16 protein-coding genes are annotated in these 18,229 nt (G+C 70.7%); 6 read left to right on the forward strand and 10 right to left on the reverse strand.

The window, feature by feature from the left end; translation table 11 throughout:
* Nucleotides 1–267: 267 nt before the first annotated feature.
* Nucleotides 268–1,047, reverse strand: coding sequence for a phosphodiesterase (locus tag V5O40_RS05830; RefSeq protein ID WP_332904495.1), 780 nt, complete (start codon nucleotides 1,045–1,047; stop codon nucleotides 268–270).
* 188 nt (nucleotides 1,048–1,235) lie between these two features.
* On the opposite strand from V5O40_RS05830, the gene V5O40_RS05835 reads away from it, so the two are divergent.
* A complete protein-coding gene (locus V5O40_RS05835) occupies nucleotides 1,236–2,654 on the forward strand; it encodes a GGDEF domain-containing protein (RefSeq protein WP_332904496.1) in 1,419 nt (472 codons plus the stop codon).
* Between the two features lie 148 nt (nucleotides 2,655–2,802).
* Here V5O40_RS05835 and V5O40_RS05840 read toward each other — a convergent pair whose 3' ends face one another.
* Together V5O40_RS05840 and V5O40_RS05845 are read right to left on the reverse strand one after the other, a co-directional pair.
* Complete coding sequence (locus tag V5O40_RS05840) at nucleotides 2,803–3,864, reverse strand: aspartate-semialdehyde dehydrogenase (RefSeq protein ID WP_332904497.1); 1,062 nt, start codon at nucleotides 3,862–3,864, stop codon at nucleotides 2,803–2,805.
* A 5-nt stretch (nucleotides 3,865–3,869) separates the two neighbouring features.
* Nucleotides 3,870–5,135 (reverse strand): aspartate kinase, encoded by a 1,266-nt coding sequence (locus tag V5O40_RS05845; RefSeq protein ID WP_332904498.1) that lies wholly within the window; start codon nucleotides 5,133–5,135, stop codon nucleotides 3,870–3,872.
* Nucleotides 5,136–5,357: 222 nt separating this feature from the next.
* Between V5O40_RS05845 and V5O40_RS05850 the strand changes: the two genes are divergently transcribed.
* The 3 genes from V5O40_RS05850 (at nucleotide 5,358) to leuA (ending at nucleotide 8,802) form a co-directional block, all read left to right on the forward strand.
* Complete coding sequence (locus tag V5O40_RS05850; RefSeq protein ID WP_332904499.1) at nucleotides 5,358–6,149, forward strand: hypothetical protein; 792 nt, start codon at nucleotides 5,358–5,360, stop codon at nucleotides 6,147–6,149.
* Between the two features lie 109 nt (nucleotides 6,150–6,258).
* A complete protein-coding gene (locus tag V5O40_RS05855; protein ID WP_332904500.1) occupies nucleotides 6,259–6,807 on the forward strand; it encodes a nitroreductase family protein in 549 nt (182 codons plus the stop codon).
* A 237-nt stretch (nucleotides 6,808–7,044) separates the two neighbouring features.
* The gene (leuA, locus tag V5O40_RS05860) at nucleotides 7,045–8,802 is read left to right on the forward strand and encodes a 2-isopropylmalate synthase (protein ID WP_332904501.1); all 1,758 of its coding nucleotides are present in this window, start codon (nucleotides 7,045–7,047) and stop codon (nucleotides 8,800–8,802) included.
* 39 nt (nucleotides 8,803–8,841) lie between these two features.
* Here the strand turns inward: leuA and V5O40_RS05865 are convergent, their stop codons facing one another.
* Entirely contained in the window at nucleotides 8,842–10,317 is a 1,476-nt protein-coding gene (locus tag V5O40_RS05865; RefSeq protein WP_332904502.1) for an MFS transporter, read from the reverse strand.
* Nucleotides 10,318–10,425: 108 nt separating this feature from the next.
* Between V5O40_RS05865 and V5O40_RS05870 the strand changes: the two genes are divergently transcribed.
* A complete protein-coding gene (locus V5O40_RS05870; RefSeq protein ID WP_332904503.1) occupies nucleotides 10,426–11,085 on the forward strand; it encodes an HNH endonuclease family protein in 660 nt (219 codons plus the stop codon).
* The gene (locus tag V5O40_RS05875; protein ID WP_332904504.1) at nucleotides 11,067–11,513 is read left to right on the forward strand and encodes a hypothetical protein; all 447 of its coding nucleotides are present in this window, start codon (nucleotides 11,067–11,069) and stop codon (nucleotides 11,511–11,513) included. The genes V5O40_RS05870 and V5O40_RS05875 overlap by 19 nt, the downstream gene beginning before the upstream one ends.
* Nucleotides 11,514–11,607: 94 nt before the next feature.
* On the opposite strand, the gene V5O40_RS05880 is transcribed toward V5O40_RS05875, so the two are convergent.
* From V5O40_RS05880 to V5O40_RS05905, 6 genes are all read right to left on the reverse strand, one after another.
* Nucleotides 11,608–12,711, reverse strand: coding sequence for an ABC transporter ATP-binding protein (locus V5O40_RS05880; protein ID WP_332904505.1), 1,104 nt, complete (start codon nucleotides 12,709–12,711; stop codon nucleotides 11,608–11,610).
* 76 nt (nucleotides 12,712–12,787) lie between these two features.
* Nucleotides 12,788–13,903, reverse strand: a complete 1,116-nt coding sequence (locus V5O40_RS05885; protein WP_332904506.1) for an ABC transporter ATP-binding protein — start codon at nucleotides 13,901–13,903, stop codon at nucleotides 12,788–12,790.
* Between the two features lie 63 nt (nucleotides 13,904–13,966).
* A complete protein-coding gene (locus V5O40_RS05890) occupies nucleotides 13,967–14,929 on the reverse strand; it encodes an ABC transporter permease (RefSeq protein ID WP_269738620.1) in 963 nt (320 codons plus the stop codon).
* Nucleotides 14,926–15,930 carry an ABC transporter permease gene (locus V5O40_RS05895; RefSeq protein WP_332904507.1) on the reverse strand — a complete coding sequence of 335 codons (1,005 nt, stop codon included), beginning with the start codon at nucleotides 15,928–15,930 and terminating at the stop codon, nucleotides 14,926–14,928. Before V5O40_RS05895 ends, V5O40_RS05890 begins: the two co-directional genes overlap by 4 nt.
* Nucleotides 15,931–16,007: 77 nt before the next feature.
* A complete protein-coding gene (locus tag V5O40_RS05900) occupies nucleotides 16,008–17,669 on the reverse strand; it encodes an ABC transporter substrate-binding protein (protein WP_332904508.1) in 1,662 nt (553 codons plus the stop codon).
* A 261-nt stretch (nucleotides 17,670–17,930) separates the two neighbouring features.
* Complete coding sequence (locus V5O40_RS05905) at nucleotides 17,931–18,215, reverse strand: hypothetical protein (RefSeq protein ID WP_332904509.1); 285 nt, start codon at nucleotides 18,213–18,215, stop codon at nucleotides 17,931–17,933.
* Between the last annotated feature and the right edge of the window lie 14 nt (nucleotides 18,216–18,229).

Raw genomic sequence — 18,229 nt, forward strand, 5'->3', positions numbered from 1 at the left:
GTGAACACCCCGGCATGCGCTGCCACCGATTAGAGCCGACCAGCGACCCCGGCACATCCGGCCGGCATCTCCGGTCCACCCGGCCGGCTCGCTGGAATCGCCCGGTCCGACCGACCGGGCCCGCCTCACGAACATGATCAGCGGCCGAACCGCTGCGTCGGATCACGCCTTCGGCGTCCGCTTCGGACCGTCGGGCATGGCCCTCGGTCGCTCCTCCGGGTAGCCGTCCGTCCGTGCCGGTCACGGGCATGGCACCCGCCCCGGGGTTCAGAAGCCGCAGGTCATTCCGGCGGTGTGGCTCACCTGGACGGTGTGCGTGACGCAGCCCGACCGGGACACCACGTGCAACAGCAGCGCGGTCGGCTCGGCGACCCACCCGATCCGCTCGTCGTCGCTCATGGTCAGCGTCGACTGTCGCCAGGTGCTCGGTGCCACCGACAGCACCGTGCCGGCGAAGGTCGCGGTCACCGGGCGGTGCAGGTGGCCTGCGGCGACGCGTACCACGTGGGGGTGTCGGCGCAGCACCTCGGCGAGTTCGGCACCGTCGGCGAGCCGGATCGCGTCGGCGACCGGGATGCCGACCTCGACCGGCGGGTGGTGCAGGCAGACCACGGCCGGCACGTCGGGGCGCGCGGCCAGCGCGCCGTCCAGCCAGGCCAGCTGCTCCGCGCCGAGCCGCCCGCCGTCCGAGCCGGGGACCAGGGAGTCGAGCACCAGCACGGTCGCCCCGGGGTGATCGACCTGGTAGTGCGCGGAGAAGCCGCCGCCGAGCCAGGGCGTGCCCCCGAAGGCGTCGAGCAGCGACTCGCGGTCGTCGTGGTTGCCGGTGACCAGGTGCACCGGCAGCGGAAACCGCCCGAGCACCTCGCGCAGCACGGCGTACTCGTCGGGACGGCCGTGATCGGCCAGGTCGCCGGTGATGACCACGCAGTCGGGCCGGGGGTTCAGCGCCAGCACCCGGCCGAGCGCCCGGTGCAGGCCAGCGGCCGGCTCGGCACCGAGGACACCGGTGGTCAGGTGCGGATCGCTGAGGTGGGCGATGAGCATCGGGCCTCCACTCGACCGGAAATCCTCACGCTATCGCCGCCGCGTCCCGCGCGTGGCCCCACCGGCCGTGTCCACATCCTGTGGATAGCACATGTGTACGACCACAGCCGGCTCCCAGCTCCGCGTGAGTACGCTTGATCCGCGACCCGGCGCCACCGGGATCGGATCCGACCTGGGACGACGTGCGAGTGGATCACCAGAAAGTCATCCGTGACGTCACGGTCCGCCTGCCCATGGCGTCGACCGTCGCCGAGGTCTGCGATGCGGCCGTCGACACCCTCGCCCGACACACCCCCGCCACGATCGCCGTCCTGCTGCACGTGCACGGCCGGCTGCGTTGCGTCGCCGCCACCGGGTCCTGGCAGGTCTTCGCCGCCGTCGCGCCGGACGCCGGCATCGTGGGCCGGGTCTACACCGCTGGACGCTCGGCCGTCGTCCCGGACGTCGCCGCCGACGACGCGCACATCCCGGTACGCCCCGACGTCACCGCCGAGGTGTGCGTACCGGTGCTGAACCCGGCGGGCCGGACCATCGGCGTACTCGACCTGCAGTGGACCGGGACCGCCGACCTCGGCTCGTGGCAGGTGGTCGCCGAACAGGTCGCCGCCCGCCTCGGCACCCGGATCTCGGCGCTCGGTGGACCGGCGGAGAGCCGTAGCGAGAAGCTGCTCCGGCACGTCTCGGCGATGACCGCCGCCACCACCGAGTGGGAGCTGATGACGGCCGCGATCGCGGCGGCCCGGGACGTGTCGACCCTCGCCGCCGCCGTGCTGCTGCTCGGTGGCCGGGGTGGGCCGCGACTGGGTGCCCCGACGGTCGCACCGGGTGAGTTGGAGACCCGGATGCGCACCGAACTGGCCGAGCTGGCCGCCCCGGCGATCGGACGCATCATCGACCGGGCCCACCGCTACGGAGCCGGCTACACGCTCGGCGAGGCCGGCCATCCACCGACCGACGAGCATCAGCCGTTGGTGCGGGCGGGCGTCAGCACCCTGGTGGCGGTGCCGTTCGGGCCACCGGAACGCGGCGGGGTACTGCTGGTCGCCGACGAGCGGCTCCTGCGGCCGGACCCGACCACGGTCAACCTGTTGGAGTTGCTGGCCGGGCAGGCGTGGGGCCTGCTCGACCGGCTACGCACCCTGGACCGGCTGCGCGAGCAGGCCAGCTCCGACCCGCTGACCGGGCTGCGGCACACCGGCCCGTTCGGGCAGCGGATCGCCACCGTGACCCCGGGCCGCACCGCACTGCTGGCGATCGACGTGGACGGCTTCAAGACCGTCAACGACACGTACGGCCACCAGGCGGGTGACCGGGTGCTGGTCGGACTCGCCCGGGCTCTGGAGGATGCGCTGCGCCAGGGCGACGAGTTGTACCGGATCGGCGGGGACGAGTTCGTCGCGGTGATCGAGGTCAGTCGCCCCGAGGAGGCGGTACGCGTCGCCGAACGGCTGACCGAGGCGGCACGCCGGGTGGGCCGCACGATCAGCGTCGGCGTGGCCCTCCCCCGCCCCGGCGAGCCACCTGAACTCGCCCTGCGCCGCGCCGACCAGGCCCTCTACGCGGTCAAACGCCAGGGCCGCGACGGCGTCCACCTCTCCGCCGCCTAAAACCCCACCCCACCCACCCCCGCCTCCACCCCACCCCACCCCACCCCACCCCGCCTCGTTGATCAAGAAGTTTTGGTCCTCGGGGAGATCGAAAATGACGCAAACTTCTTGATCAACGCCGAGAAGTGGGGTGGGGGTGGGGGTGGGGTCAGGGGTGGGTCAGGTCTTTGGCGAGGAGTTCGGCGATCTGGGCGGTGTTGAGGGCGGCGCCCTTGCGGAGATTGTCGCCGGTGACGAAGAAGTCCAGGGCGCGCGGGTCGTCGACGGCGCGGCGGATCCGGCCGACCCAGGACGGGTCGGTGCCCACCGCGTCGATCGGCATCGGGAACTCGCCAGCCGCCGGATCGTCGACCACGATCACCCCGGGCGCGTTGCGCAGCACGTTCCGGGCGCCCTCGGCGTCGATCTCGGTGGCGAAGACGGCGTGCACCGCGACCGAGTGGCCGGTCACCACGGGTACCCGTACGCAGGTGGCGGAGACCTTGAGGTCGCGCAGTCCGAGGATCTTGCGTGACTCGTTGCGCAGCTTCATCTCCTCGGACGACCAGCCGCCATCGGCCAGCGAGCCCGCCCAGGGGACCACGTTGAGCGCCAGCGGCGCGGGGAACGGGCCGAGTTCGTCGCCGACCGCCTGCCGCACGTCGCCGGTGCGCGAGCCGAGCAGCCGATCACCGGCCACCTTCGCCAACTGGTCGTGCAGTGCCTCCGCTCCGGCCTGACCGGCCCCGGAGACCGCCTGGTACGAGGCGAGCACCAGCTCCCGCAGGCCGTACTCGCGGTGCAGCGGGGCGACCGCGACGATCATCGCGAGCGTCGTGCAGTTGGCGTTGGAGACGATCCCCCGAGGGCGGTTCCGTAGCTGTTCCGGGTTGATCTCGGGCACCACCAGCGGCACGTCTGGGTCCATCCGGAAGGCGCCCGAGTTGTCCACCACGACTGCCCCACGGTCGACCGCGATGGGCGCCCAGTGGGCGGCGATCTCGTCCGGCACGTCGAACATCGCCACGTCGACGCCGTCGAGCGTCTCCTCGGTGAGCACCTGCACGGTCAGCTCCTCGCCCCGGCAGCGGACCCGCCGGCCGGCGGAGCGTTCGGAGGCCAGCAACCGGATCTCGCCCCAGACGTTGCGCCGCCCGGTGAGCAGCTCACACATCACGGTGCCGACGGCTCCCGTCGCCCCGACCACGGCCAGGGTGGGCAGCCTGGCCACCCGGGCTACCGCCCCGTCCCCGCGTACACCACGGCTTCGGTGTCGCCGCCGAGGTCGAAGGCCTCGTGGATGGCCCGGACCGCCGCGTCGAGGTCGGTGTCCCGGCAGACCACCGAGACGCGGATCTCCGAGGTCGAGATCATCTCGATGTTCACCCCGGCCTGGCCCAGCGCGGCGAAGAAGCCGGCGGCCACTCCGGGGTGCGAGCGCATCCCCGCGCCGATCAGGGAAACCTTGCCGACGTGGTCGTCGTAGAGCAGACCCTTGAAGTTCAGCACTTCCTGGATCTTGCTCAGCGCGGCCATCGCGGTCGGACCATCGGTCTTCGGCAGCGTGAACGAGATGTCCGTACGACCCGTGCCCTCGGTCGAGACGTTCTGCACGATCATGTCGATGTTGATCTCAGCGCTCGCGACGGTGTCGAAGATCCGCGCGGCGGCGCCGGGCTCGTCGGGCACCCCGACGATAGTGATCTTGGCCTCGCTGCGGTCGTGGGCGACCCCGGTGATCAGTGCCTGCTCCACAGAGAGCTCCTCCATCGATCCGGTGACCATGGTGCCGGTGTTTGTCGAGTATGACGATCGGACGTGGATCGGCAGCCCGGCCCGCCGGGCGTACTCCACGCTACGCAGGTGCAGCACCTTGGCGCCGCAGGCGGCCAGCTCGAGCATCTCCTCGTAAGTGATCTGCCGGATGTGCCGGGCGTTGGGCACGATCCGCGGATCGGCGGTGAACACCCCGTCGACGTCGGTGTAGATCTCGCACACGTCCGCCCGCAGCGCCGCAGCCAGCGCCACGGCGGTGGTGTCGGACCCGCCCCGCCCGAGGGTGGTGACGTCCTTGGTGTCCTGCGAGACGCCCTGGAAGCCGGCGACGATGACCACCGCCCCCTCGTCCAGGGCGCCCTTCAGGCGCCCCGGGGTGACGTCGATGATCCGTGCCCGGCCGTGCACCGACGTGGTGATCACGCCGGCCTGGGAGCCGGTGAACGAACGGGCTTCGTAGCCCAGGTTGTGGATCGCCATGGCGAGCAGCGCCATGGAGATCCGCTCGCCGGCGGTGAGGAGCATGTCCAGCTCCCGCCCGGGCGGCAGCGGACTCACCTGGTTGGCCAGGTCGAGCAGTTCGTCGGTGGTGTCACCCATCGCGGAGACCACCACGACCACGTCGTCGCCGGCCTTGCGGGCCGCGACGATGCGCTCGGCCACCCGCTTGATCCGCTCGGCGTTGGCGACGGAGGACCCGCCGTACTTCTGCACCACGAGTGCCACGACGGTGCACTCCCTCCCGGTTGCCCTGAGCGTGCCGACGCCGCCGGCACCGGGGCCGGCGGCGCGGGTCGGACGACCTCAGGGTATCGGGCGTCTCTGACCGCCAGGTCAGGTGATCCCACGATCCGGCCCGCAGGCACGACGGCAGTGGCCTGCGACACGCTGGGAACGCCGGCCGTCCCGGGGCTGTGCCGAGCCCGGCCGAACACCCAGAATGACCGGGTGCCCGCCGCCCATCACCCGAACCGCCACCTGATCGCCGCGCTCGCGCTCGCCGTGCCCGCACTCCTCGCCGCCTGCTCGCCCGATCCGCCGACCGACCCCGCACCGCCCCCGACCGTCCCACCACGCCCGGCCGGCCCGGACGCGGCCCGGGACGAGTTGGCCGCCCTCGCGGCCGCCGCCCAGGACCGGCACCTGGTCGCCCGGTACACGTTGCGGGTCGACGGGTCCGCCGACCGCCTGATCGTCTTCACCAGCGCCGACGACGGAAGTTGGCGGGTGGACGTGCCGGGCGGGGCGCTCGGTGGCACAGCCGACATCGCGCTGGCCGCCATCGCGGACGGGTTGTTCCAGTGCGGGCTGCCGTCGACCGCCCGACCTGAACCGGCCAGCTGCGTACGCCTCGGCGAGCCCGACGACACGCTGCCGCGCCGTCTGGATCCCCGGGTGCAGCACCCGTTCACCGACTGGCTCGACGTGCTCACCGACCGGCGCGCCCCGTTGTCGGTGTCGCCGGCCATGGCACTGCCCGGGGCGACCGGTAGTTGCTACTCGGTGGAGACCACCGCGGCGTCGATCAATCCACCGCTGGATGTCGGCATCTACTGTTTCGACGCCGACGGCACGCCGACGGCGGTACGTGCGGCGTTCGGCACGCTGACGCTGGCCGGCCCGCCCGAACCGGCCCCGGGAACGGTCCAACTGCCCGGCCCGGTGGTCGAGGGTGAGCCGCTGGGCATGGCCGCGCCGGTGGACCCGACCACACCCGCCGGCCCGGAGCCGACCCAGTAGCGGTGAGCACGCGGGAACGCCCTGACGACCATCCCGTTACGGGTGTCCTTGCCCACATTTGACCACCCGGATTCGGGTGGCGAAATCGCCCATACGGGACACTCTTCCCATGACCGATCTCACTCCGCTGCTCGCCTTCCGCTGGAGCCCCCGCTCCTTCGACCCGGTCGCGGAGTTGACCTCGGCCGAGGTGTCGACCCTGCTGGAGGCGGCACGGTGGGCACCCTCGGTCGGCAACCGCCAGCCGTGGCGGTTCGCCGTCGGACACCGCGAGGACGAGACCTTCAAGCGGATCCTCGTCAACCTGCCGCCGGGCGAACAGCGGTGGGCCGGGCGGGCCAGCCTCCTGCTGCTCGCCGCGCGGCACGCCACCGACAACCCGTTCGCGGCGTACGACCTGGGGCAGGCCGTGGCCCACCTGACCGTGCAGGCCACCGCGCTCGGGCTGCACGTCCGCCAGGTGACCGACCTCGACCGGCACGGTCTGGTCGCCGACCTCGATCTGCCCGCCGACGTGCAACCGTACGTCGTGACGGCGATCGGGCAGCTCGGCGACCCGTTCAGTCTCCCGGCCGACCTGCTGGTCCACGAGACCTCGCTACGCCGTCGCCGACCACTCGCCGAACTGATGCTGACCTGCTCGGACCTCACGCATTGAGGGTCGCGTTGCGAGCCTCATCCCACATCCCGGACGACCCTTCCCAGACCTGACGCCCACCACGTAGTGTCACTCTGTCATGTGGCAGGCGCACCTTCTCCTTGGTCGCCGCGACGAGGCCTGACGGCCGGCACCTCGTCGCGGAGTCGAACCGCGCCGCCAGCAGTTCCCGGATCCTCCTCGGCCTCGCCGCCGACCTCCATCGCTGACGTCACATGACCACGGGAGAATTCCGCCATGGCTCACCCAGCCGGCACCACCGACATCGACTCCGATCCGTTCGCCCGGCAGCGTCCGAGCCGGATGCCGTACGCCCGGTACGAGCCGTACCGGCAGCAGTTCCGGATCGACCTGCCGGACCGGGCCTGGCCGACCCGGCACATCGAGACCGCGCCGCGCTGGTGCGCGGTCGACCTGCGCGACGGCAACCAGGCGCTCATCGACCCGATGTCGCCGGAGCGCAAACGCCGCATGTTCCAGCTTCTGGTGCAGATGGGCTACAAGGAGATCGAGGTCGGCTTCCCGTCGGCCAGCCAGACCGACTACGACTTCGTCCGGCAGCTGATCGAGCAGGACCTGATCCCCGAGGACGTCACCATCCAGGTGCTGACCCAGTGCCGGGAGCACCTGATCGACCGAACCTTCGAGTCACTGCGTGGGGCCCGCCGGGCGATCGTGCACTTCTACAACTCGACCTCCACCCTGCAACGCCGGGTGGTGTTCGGGTTGGACCGGGACGGCATCACCGACATCGCCACCAGCGGCGCCCGGCTCTGCCAGAAGTACGCCGAGATCCACACCCCGGACACCGAGATCTTCTACGAGTACTCCCCCGAGTCCTACACCGGCACCGAGCTGGACTACGCGCTGGAGGTGTGCGCGAAGGTCACCGAGGTGATCGACCCCACCCCGGACCGCAAGCTGATCGTCAACCTGCCCGCCACCGTCGAGATGGCCACCCCGAACGTGTACGCCGACTCGATCGAGTGGATGCACCGGCACCTGCCGCGGCGCGACAGCCTGGTGCTCAGCCTGCACCCGCACAACGACCGGGGCACCGGCGTGGCCGCGGCCGAGCTGGGCCTGCTGGCCGGCGCCGACCGGATCGAGGGCTGCCTGTTCGGCAACGGTGAGCGCACCGGCAACGTCGACCTGGTGACCCTGGGGCTGAACCTGTTCTCCCAGGGCATCGACCCGATGATCGATTTCTCCGACATCGACGAGATCAAGCGGGCCGTCGAGTACTGCAACCAGCTGCCCGTGCACGAACGTCACCCGTACGCCGGAGACCTGGTCTACACCGCCTTCTCCGGCTCCCACCAGGACGCCATCAACAAGGGGTTCACCGCGCTGGAGGCCGACGCGGCGGCCGCCGGGGTGCCGGTCGACGAGTTCACCTGGGCGGTGCCGTACCTGCCGATCGACCCGAAGGACCTGGGCCGCAGCTACGAGGCGGTGATCCGGGTCAACTCGCAGTCCGGCAAGGGCGGCGTCGCGTACATCATGAAGACCGAGCACCAGCTCGACCTGCCCCGCCGGCTCCAGATCGAGTTCTCCGGCGTGGTGCAGCAGGTGACCGATCACGACGGCGGTGAGGTCGACCCGGCCACCATGTGGCAGATCTTCGCCGGGCAGTACCTGCTCGACCACCAGCGCGACCCCGCGGTGGCGCTGTCCGACTACACGATCGGTACCGCCGACGGGAAGGTCGAGATCACCGCCCAGCTCCACACCGGTGGGCAGGAGCGCTCGATCACCGCGATCGGCAACGGCCCGATCGACGCGTACGTCAACGCGCTGGGCACGGCCGGGGTGAGCGTACGCGTGCTCGACTACCACGAGCACGCGCTCTCCTCCGGTGGGGACGCCCAGGCCGCCGCGTACGTCGAGTGCGAGGTTCAGGGGCAGACGGTGTGGGGTGTCGGCATGGACGCCAACATCGTCACCGCCTCCGTCAAGGCGGTCACCAGCGCCGTCAACCGCGCCCGCGGCTGATCCGACCGGCAGGGCCCCGTACCGGCACGGGGCCCTGCGTCATCTCCGTGGCGTGGAGACCGGCATCGAGTGACAGGGCTGGGCCGGTGGCGGGCGACGGGCCGGCCGGTGGACCAGCAGGGCGGCGATGAGCGCCCCGGCCAGCAGCAGACCGGCACACCAGAGCAGCGCGCCACGGTACGCGGCGGTGAGTTCGGCGGGCTGTTCGTACCCGGTGCCGGTGAGCCCGACCAGCAGCGGCAGGGCCGCCACCGCGAGCAGCCCACCGACCCGCGAGGCGGCGTTGTTGAAGCCGCTGGCCACTCCCGCGAATCGGTCGTCGACCGCGGCCAGCACCGAGGCGGTGAGCGGCGCCACGACCAGGGTCAGCCCGACTCCGAAGATCGCCACCCCCGGCAGCACCTGCCCCCAGTACGACGCTCCCGGCTCGATCTCGCGCAGCATCAGCAGCCCGACGGCGGCCAGCACCGGCCCGACGGTCAGCGGCAACCGGGGCCCGATCCGCGTCGACAACGCACCGGTCAGCGGCGAGCCGACCAGCAGCAACAGGGTCATCGGCAGCAACGCGAGGCCGGTGAGCAGCGCCGACCACCCGACCACGTTCTGCAGATACACGGCGATGAAGAAGGTGAACCCGCCGAGAGCGGCGTAGACCAGCACGGTGAAGAAGTTCAGCACCGAGAACAACCGACTGCGGAACAGCCCGGTCGGCAGCATCGCCGTCTCCCCCCGGCGCCGCTCCAGGACCACGAACACCACTGCGGCCACCACCCCGGCCAGGGCCGCCGCCACCACCGCCGGTGAACCCAGGCCCCGGTCGGGGGCATCGACCAGGGCGTACGTGACACCGGCCAGGGCGAGGGCGCCGAGCAGGGCACCGGCCACGTCGAACTGGCGGGTTCCGCGCTTGCGGGACGCGTTCTCGTCCCGGCTCTCGGGCACCCAGCGCAGCGTCGCCAGCACCACGAGCACCGCCAGCGGCACGTTCAGGAAGAAGATCCACCGCCAGGAGAGGGCGTCGATGAGCCAACCACCGATGAACGGCCCGAGCGCGGTGGAGACGCCGGAGAGTCCCGACCAGGCTCCGATCACCTTCGCCCGGTCGTCGGGATGGAAGCTGGCCTGAAGCAGCGCCAGCGATCCCGGGGTCAGCAGGGCGCCCCCCGCACCCTGGAGGAACCGCGCGGCGATCAGCCAGTCGGTGCGTAGCGCCAGCCCGCACAGTACGGAGGCGGCGGTGAACCAGACCACGCCGAGCAGGAACACCCGACGACGCCCGAAGCGGTCCCCCAGCGCGCCGCCGAGCAGGACGAACGCGGCGAGGGTCAACAGGTAGCCGTTGATGGTCCACTGGAGACCGGACACCGACGCGCCGAGGTCGGCACCGAGGTGGGGCAGCGCCACGTTGACCACGGTGCTGTCCAGGAAGACCATGCCGGAGGCCAGCACGGCGGCGGCCAGGGTGCCCCGGCCGGCGGTGCTGCGCAGGCGGAGGGCGGACGTGTGTTCGGGCATGCCCACCAATCTGCCGTGCGCCATCCGCCAGACACCACGAAACGCCGAAACCCTGGCCGGGTACTGTGCGGGATCGCCGGAAGCCCGCAAGCTGGAAAGGTGTCGTCTGTGCGTACCAGATCAGGATCGCGCGCCCCGGTGGCGCTCGCGCTCGTCGCGGCGCTGACCCTCGGCGCGGCCGGCTGCGTCCCGCTTGAGCAGGAGCCGGCCACTCCGCCGACCGGCGGCGGCAACATCAACCAGATGCTCGCGGAGCTGACCGTCGCCGAGGCGGGCTCGATGCGCGGGTACAGCCGCAACCGTTTCCCGCACTGGCGCAAGACCGGCCAGAACTGCGACGTCCGCGACACCGTGCTGGAGCGGGACGGCAAGTCCATCGAGCACTCAGGGTGCAACGTGGTCGGTGGGCGGTGGGAGAGCGTCTACGACGGCCGCACCTTCACCGACCCCTCCGACGTGGACATCGACCACATGGTGCCGCTCGCCAACGCCTGGCGCTCCGGTGCCGACGAATGGGACGACTCGAAGCGCGGTGACTTCGCCAACGACCTCGACCGCCCGCAGCTCTTCGCGGTTTCCGCCTCGTCCAACCGGGCAAAGGGTGACCAGGACCCGTCCCAGTGGAAGCCGTCAAACCGGTCATACTGGTGCCAATACGCCGGGGACTGGGTGGCGGTGAAGCACCACTGGCGGCTGACGGTGACAAGCGCCGAGCAGGCCGAGCTGGCCGACATGTTGGAGGGCTGCACATGGGAGAGCAAGCCGTAACCGGGGCCGACGGTGCGCCGGCGCCCGAGCGTACGCCGGACCCGGGCGGCGAGGACGCGGCGGCGGCGACCGGCAGTCCCGGCCCGGCCACGGCCGGCATGACCGCGGACGGTGCCCCCGCGGGTGCGGTGGAGGTGCCGGGCGCCGGGATGACCGCCGACGCCGGCGGTGCCACCGGCCCGCGGAGCCGCACCGCCGACATCGTGCCGGGACCGGGCGGCGTGATGACCGACGAGGTCGGTGTGGTGACCGGCGAGCTGACCCTGCGCACCAACTTCGCCGACGGGCGGGTCAGCCTGCACGTGCAGTACAAGGACGCCGACGAGTGGTACGCGGTCACCGGCGGCAGCGCACCGCTGCCCGACGCCGCCGGGCTGGACGCGGTGCACGAGATCGCCGTCGGTCTGCTGCACCGGCCCGAAGGCTGACCGCGTCACGGTGACGGCCCGGCGGACCGGCGACACGCAGTGTCCGGCGGGCCCCTTCGGACGCTCTCGGTCAGCAGGGGCCCGCCGGCAACAACTACACGAAGGAGCCGGGCTCGGTGGGGGCGGAGACGACCGAGGGCTCCTCGCCCTCGCCCGCCGGCCGCGTGATCTGCACGCTGACCTTGTGCGGACGCAGTTCCCCGCTGGCGATCTGCTCGGCCCAGTGGCAGGCCACCCGGCTGCCGCCGATCTCCCGCAGTTGGGGCCGCTCGTCGGCGCAGCGGGTCGGCTGCGCCCACGGGCACCGGGTGTGGAAGCGGCAGCCTGACGGGGGGTTGGCCGGTGACGGCAGATCGCCGGCGATGAGGATCCGCTCCCGGCGATCCTCGACGTCCGGGTCGGGCACCGGCACCGCCGACATCAGCGCCCGGGTGTACGGGTGCAGTGGTTCGGTGTAGAGCCGGTCGCTCGGCGCCTCCTCGACCAGGGCGCCCAGATACATCACCCCGACGGTGTCGGAGATGTGCCGGACCACCGCCAGGTCGTGCGCGATCACCAGGTAGGTCAGACCGAGATTGTCCTGCAGTTCGTCGAGGAGGTTGACCACCTGGGCCTGGATCGACACGTCGAGGGCGGAGACCGGCTCGTCGGCGACGATGAGTTCCGGCCCCAGCACCAGCGCCCGGGCGATGCCGATGCGTTGCCGCTGGCCACCGGAGAACTCGTGCGGATAGCGGGAGAGCGCCCAGCGGGGCAGCCCGACCTGGTCCAGCGTCTCAGCGATGATCTTGCGACGACCGTCCCGGTCACCACCGATGCCGTGCGCCTGTAGCCCCTCGGTGAGGATGGACTCGACGTTCTGCCGGGGATCGAGGCTGGACATCGGGTCCTGGAAGATCATCTGCATCCGGCGACGCATCGCGCGCAGCTTGTTCGGCACCAGCGTGGTCAGCTCGACCCCGTCGAAGCTCACCTCGCCGGCGGTCGGCGGGGTGAGCTGAAGCAGCGCCCGCCCGAGCGTCGACTTCCCGCAGCCCGACTCGCCGACCAGACCGTACGTCCTGCCCCGCGCGATGCGCAGGTCGACGCCGTCGACCGCCTTGACGTGGCCGACCGTACGGTCGAACAGCACCCCCCGCTTGATCGGGAAGTGCACCTTCAGGTCCCGTACCTCGACGAGGGTGTTTTCTCCGGTCATGACGGCACTCCGCTTCGCTGCGTGCCGCCATGAGGCACCACCACACTGAGCCGAATGATTCGCTCGCTGCGCTCGCTCATGGCGTCTCCTCCTCGCTGGGGGCGGCGGCCAGGCCCGGCACGGCCGGTGGTTCGTCCGGCACCGCCTGCGCGGGCACCGAACCCGGGGTCGCCTGTCCCGGTACCGCCGCCCGAACCTCGTCGCCGGGCGTCAGACCCGGCAGCGGGGCCGGGTTGACGCAGCGGTAGCTGCGACCGTCGTGGGTCAGCACCAGTTCCGGTGGTTCGCCGACGCAGGCATCCACCCGGCGGTCGCAGCGCGGGGCGAAGGCGCAGCCGTCCGGCCAGGGCAGCAGATCCCGCACCGAGCCCGGAATCGGGTTCAGCCGCTCACCGCGTCCCGCGTCCAGGCGCGGCACCGAGCCGAGCAGCCCCACGGTGTACGGGTGCCGGGGCTGACGGAACAGCGGACGTCGCCGAGCGGTCTCCACCACCCGCCCGCCGTAGAGCACGTTGATCGTGTCGCACATGCCGGCCACCACACCCAGGTCGTGCGTGATCATCACCAGCGCGGTGCCGGAGTCCCGGACCAGGTCCTTCAGCAGTTCCAGGATCTGCGCCTGGATGGTGACGTCCAGGGCGGTCGTCGGCTCGTCGGCGATGAGCAGCCGGGGCTGGCAGGCCACCGCCATCGCGATGAGGGCGCGTTGGCGCATGCCACCGGAGAGCTGGTGGGGATACTCCTTCAGCCGCCGCTTCGGGTCGGGGATGCCGACCCGGTCCAGCAGCTGCGCCGCCTCCTTCGACGCCGCCTCCCCCCTCATCCCACGGTGCCGGGTCAGCACCTCGGTCACCTGGATGCCGATCGGCACCACCGGGTTCAGCGAGGACAGCGGATCCTGGAAGATCATCGCGACGTCCCGACCCCGGATGTCCCGCCGCGACCGGTCGTCGAGCTGGAGCAGGTCGGTGCCGTCGAAGACGGCCTTGCCGGTCACCCGGAGGCCGGGCTGCTTGGGCAGCAGGCCCATGATCGCCAGTGAGGTGACCGACTTGCCGCAGCCGGACTCGCCGACCAGGCCGACCACCTCGCCCGCGTCCACGGAGAAGGAAACTCCGTCCACGGCCCGGACGGTCCGCTGACCGCGTCGGGCGAAGCTGACGGAAAGATCTTCGACATCAAGCAGTGCCATGCCGCACCGCCCTTTCGTTCACAGCCACGGAGGTCACGTGCGCGCTTCTCATGCTCGGCACGCCTACTTCCGCAGCTTCGGGTCGAGGGCCTCACGCATCGACTCACCGAGCAGGGTGAATCCCAGCGCGGTGATGATGATGGCGACCGCCGGGTAGATGGCCAGCTCGGGCCGGACGCCCAGTTGGTCCTGCGCGTCGGCGAGCATGACGCCCCACTCGGGGGTTGCCGAGTCGGGGTTGCCCAGCCCGAGGAAGGACAGTGCCGCCGCTTCGATGATCGCGGTGGCCAGGGTCAACGTCGCCTGGACGATGACCGGGGCGAGCGAATTGGGCAGCACGTGGGCCAGGGCGATCTTCGACTTGCGTACCCCGAGCGAGGTGGCGGCCAGCACGTAGTCGCTGTTGGACTGGGCGATCATCGAGCCGCGCAGCAGCCGGGCGAAGACCGGCACCGAAACCATTCCGACCGCGATCATGACCGTGGTCAGACTCGGTCCGAGCAGTGCGGCGATGCTGACCGCGAGCAGCAGGCTCGGCAGCGCCAGCAGCATGTCGATGAACCGCATCAGGGTGCTGTCGACCCAACGGCCCCAGCGCCCGCCGAGGCCGGCGGCGGCACCCGCGACACCGCCGATCAGCACGCCGACGGCGAGACCGATCAGGGTCGCCACCACGCCGACCAGCAGGGTCTGCCGGGCCCCGACGATCATGCGGCTGAAGACGTCCCGACCCTGGTGGTCGTAACCGAACCAGTGTTCGCTGGAGGCCCCGGGGATGACCCCCGGTTTGATGACGCCCTCCCGGATGCCCATCGTGTCCGTCGGGCCGTACGGCACCAGGAACGGGCCGATCAGCGCGACCAGGACGAAGACGGTGAGGATGACCGCGCCGATGATGGCGGCCGGGTTACGCCGCAGCCGGCGGAAGGCGTCCTGCCAGAGGCTCACCCCCCGCTCCTCGTCGCGGGCGGCCAGTTCGGCGAGCCGGTCGATCTTCTCTCGCTTCTTGCCGCCGATTGTCGTCATCGGACCCTCACCCTCGGGTCGATCAGGCTGTAGGAGAGGTCCACTATCAGGTTCACCAGCACGTACACCACCGCGATGATCATGATGAAGCCCATCAGGACCGGGTAGTCGCGCTGGTCGATGGAGTCGGCGAGGAAGGCGCCGATCCCGCTGAACGCGAAGACCGTCTCGGTCAGCACCGCGCCGGAGAGCAGGCCACCGGTGAGCAGACCGATCGAGGTCACCACCGGGAGCATGGCGTTGCGCAGCACGTGCCGGCGGCGGACGACGTTCTCGGTCAGGCCCTTGGCCTCGGCGGTACGCACGAAGTCCTCGTTGAGCACCTCGAGCACGCTGGCCCGGGTGATCCGGACGATGATCGCCAAGGGGATGCTGGCCAGGGCGAGCGCCGGCAGCACGAGATGCATGAGCGCGTCGGCGGCGGCGTCCCACTCCCGGGTCATCAGCCCGTCGAGGACGAAGAAGTTGGTGATCCGGGTGGCATCGATCGTCGGGTCCTGCCGGCCGCTGGAGGGGAACCAACCGAGGTTCTCCGAGAAGATCGCCTTGAGGATGTACGCCAGGAAGAAGACCGGGATGCAGATGCCGATCAGCGACCCGCCGACGGAGGCGTGATCGAGGAACCGGCCACGACGACGGGCGGCCAGGTAGCCCAGCGGGATGCCGATGCCGACCGCGATCACCATCGCGGCGATGGTCAGCTCGACGGTGCCGGGGAATCGTTGCAGGAACTCCGTCGTCACCTCGCGCTTGGTCGAGATGGACGTACCCAGGTCGAGGCGGATCATCCGACGGACGAACCGGCCGTACTGGATCAGGATCGGTTCGTCGAGACCGAGATTGCGGCGGATCGCGGCACGCATCTCGGGTGTGCCCCGCTCGCCGAGAATGGCGGTCTCGGGGCCTCCGGGCAGTCGCCGGAGCCAGATGAACAACAGGATGGAGAGCCCGAACAGCGTGGGTATCAGCTGAAGCAGGCGTCTGACGATGAACCGGAACACGGCGGCCTCGGAAGGGGGCAAGGGATCACGGGCGGGCGCTGTGGGTCACAGCGCCCGCCCGTGGTCGGTGCGTCAGATCAGGACTTGAACTCCGCGGTGGCGAACCGCTCGTCGGTGAGCGGGCTCGCCTTGACCCCGGTCACGTCCTTGCCGAACACGATCGCCGGCGGCGAGTGCGAGATCGGCACACCGGGCAGGAAGTTCATGATGTCGGCGTTCAACTCCTTGTAGAGCGCCACCTTGGCCGCCTGGTCCGCGGTGGTGTCGGCCTGCCGGAACTTGTCGAACAGGGCCTTGTTGTTGAAGCCCCACTCGTCCTTCTGCCGGTCGAAGAACGTGCCGATGAAGTTGTAACCGTCACCGTAGTCGCCGGTCCAGCCGAGGAAGTGCAGGTCGTGCTCGCTGCCCGAGGTGGTGGCGTTGAGGTAGTCCGGGCTCCACTTCAGCGGAATCGGCTCGATCTTGATGCCGGCCGCCTGGAGGTCCGCCGAGACCAGCTCGAACAGGTCCTTCGGGTTCGGCATGTAGGGCCGGGTGACCTCGGTCGGGTAGTGGAACCGCAGGGTCAGGTCCGAGGCGCCGGCCTCGGCCAGCAGCGACTTCGCCTTCTCGACGTCGTACTCGTACTTGGTGACGTCGCCGTTCCAACCCTCGACCGTGTCGGGGAAGAAGTTCACCGCGACCTGGGCACCCGGGGGCAGCTTCGAGTCGACCAGCGCCTGCCGGTTGACGGCGTGGGCGAGCGCCTGCCGGACCTTCAGGTCCGCCAGCTTCGGGTTCCCCTTCTGGTTGATGGCCAGGTAGAGGATGTTGAAGGCCGGGCGGGTCAGGAGGTTGAAGCCCTCGTCCTTGAGCGGCTGGACGTCGGCCGGGCCGACCAGGTCGTAGCCCTGGATGTCGCCGGCGCGCAGCGCCTGCTTACGGGCGTTCTCGTCCGAGATGGTCTTGAAGATCAGGCTCTTGAGCTTGGCCTTGTCGCCCCAGTAGTCCTCGTTCCGCTCCAGGGTCAGCGTCTTGTTCGCGATGTCCCAGGCCTTGAACTTGAACGGACCGGTACCGGTCGGGTGCGCGGTCGCGTAGGCCGGGTACTTGATGTCGTCCGCGCTGCCCGAGACGTTGCTGGCGTCGTACTCCTGGAGCGCCTTCGGGCTGTGCATGGAGAAGGACGGCAGCATCAGGGCGGCCGGGATCTTGCTGGAGACCCGGCTGAAGGTCAGTGCGACCGTGGTGGGGTCGGTGGCGGAGCAGGACTTGAAGAGGCTCTCGCCGAGGGTGTCGTCCTCGTTGGCGGCGAAGCCACCCATGACGTCCTGCCAGTACGCGGTCACGTCCGGGCTCTGCATCAGGCCCTTGGCGTTGTACCAGCGGTCGAAGTTGACGCACACGGCCTCGGCGTTGAAGTCGGTGCCGTCGTGGAACTTCACGCCCGAGCGCAGCTTGAACGTCCACGTGGTGCCCGCGGCGTCCGGCTCCCAGGACTCGGCGAGGCCGGGGCTGACCTTGGTGCCACCCTCCTCCGGGCGGACCAGCGTCTCGAACACCTGGCGGGCCACGCGCAGCGACTCACCGTCACTGGCGAAGCTGGGGTCGAGCACCTTCGGGTCTCCGGCGACGCCGAAGACCAGGGTGTCCTTGCTACTACCGCTGGAACCTTCGCGGTCGCTCTCGGCACAGCCTGCTACCGCGAGGGCCGCGGCCGCCACGGCCGCGATAGCGACCTTCGGCCTGGATGCACGCATGGTGCTTCACCTCGTCCTTGGGGGTACGGACAACGTGGTGACAGGGTCACCGATGGCCGTGACCTTAGCTCCCGTTCGGACCGGCGGGAAACGGCGCTGGAAGCTCTTGGTACCGGATCGTGTCCTTAGTGCCTGGCCCCGGTCACGTGGACCAGCGGGCTCGCGGACAAAACCCCCCAACAACCCCAAACAATCGATACCATTCTGTTACATCGATTGATCGGATAATCAGCAGTGTGTCATACCGTCGGCAGGCACCGGTCACGGTGTCGGCGGTGTGGGGCAGGAGGGCAGACGTACCAGATCGAAGCCGGCGGCCCGTCGGTCGAGTTCCGCCGCAGCCGCCGTCTCGCCGCGGGCGCTCGCCTCGCGGAGCTGGCGCGCCTTGCCCGCGAAACACCACCGGACGGCGGCAAGCACCAGCAGGGCGGCCAGCACCGACGGCGCCCACGGCCGGTTGTCCCGCTCCGCCGCACCTCGACCCTCCTCGCGCCCCGGGCACCCGGTGCGGCCGGCCGCTACCAGCAGGTCACCACCGACGGGCAACCGCCACGGGCCGC

Origin of the sequence: Micromonospora palythoicola (assembly GCF_036689795.1) — a bacterium.
GTDB classification, from domain to species: domain Bacteria; phylum Actinomycetota; class Actinomycetes; order Mycobacteriales; family Micromonosporaceae; genus Micromonospora; species Micromonospora palythoicola.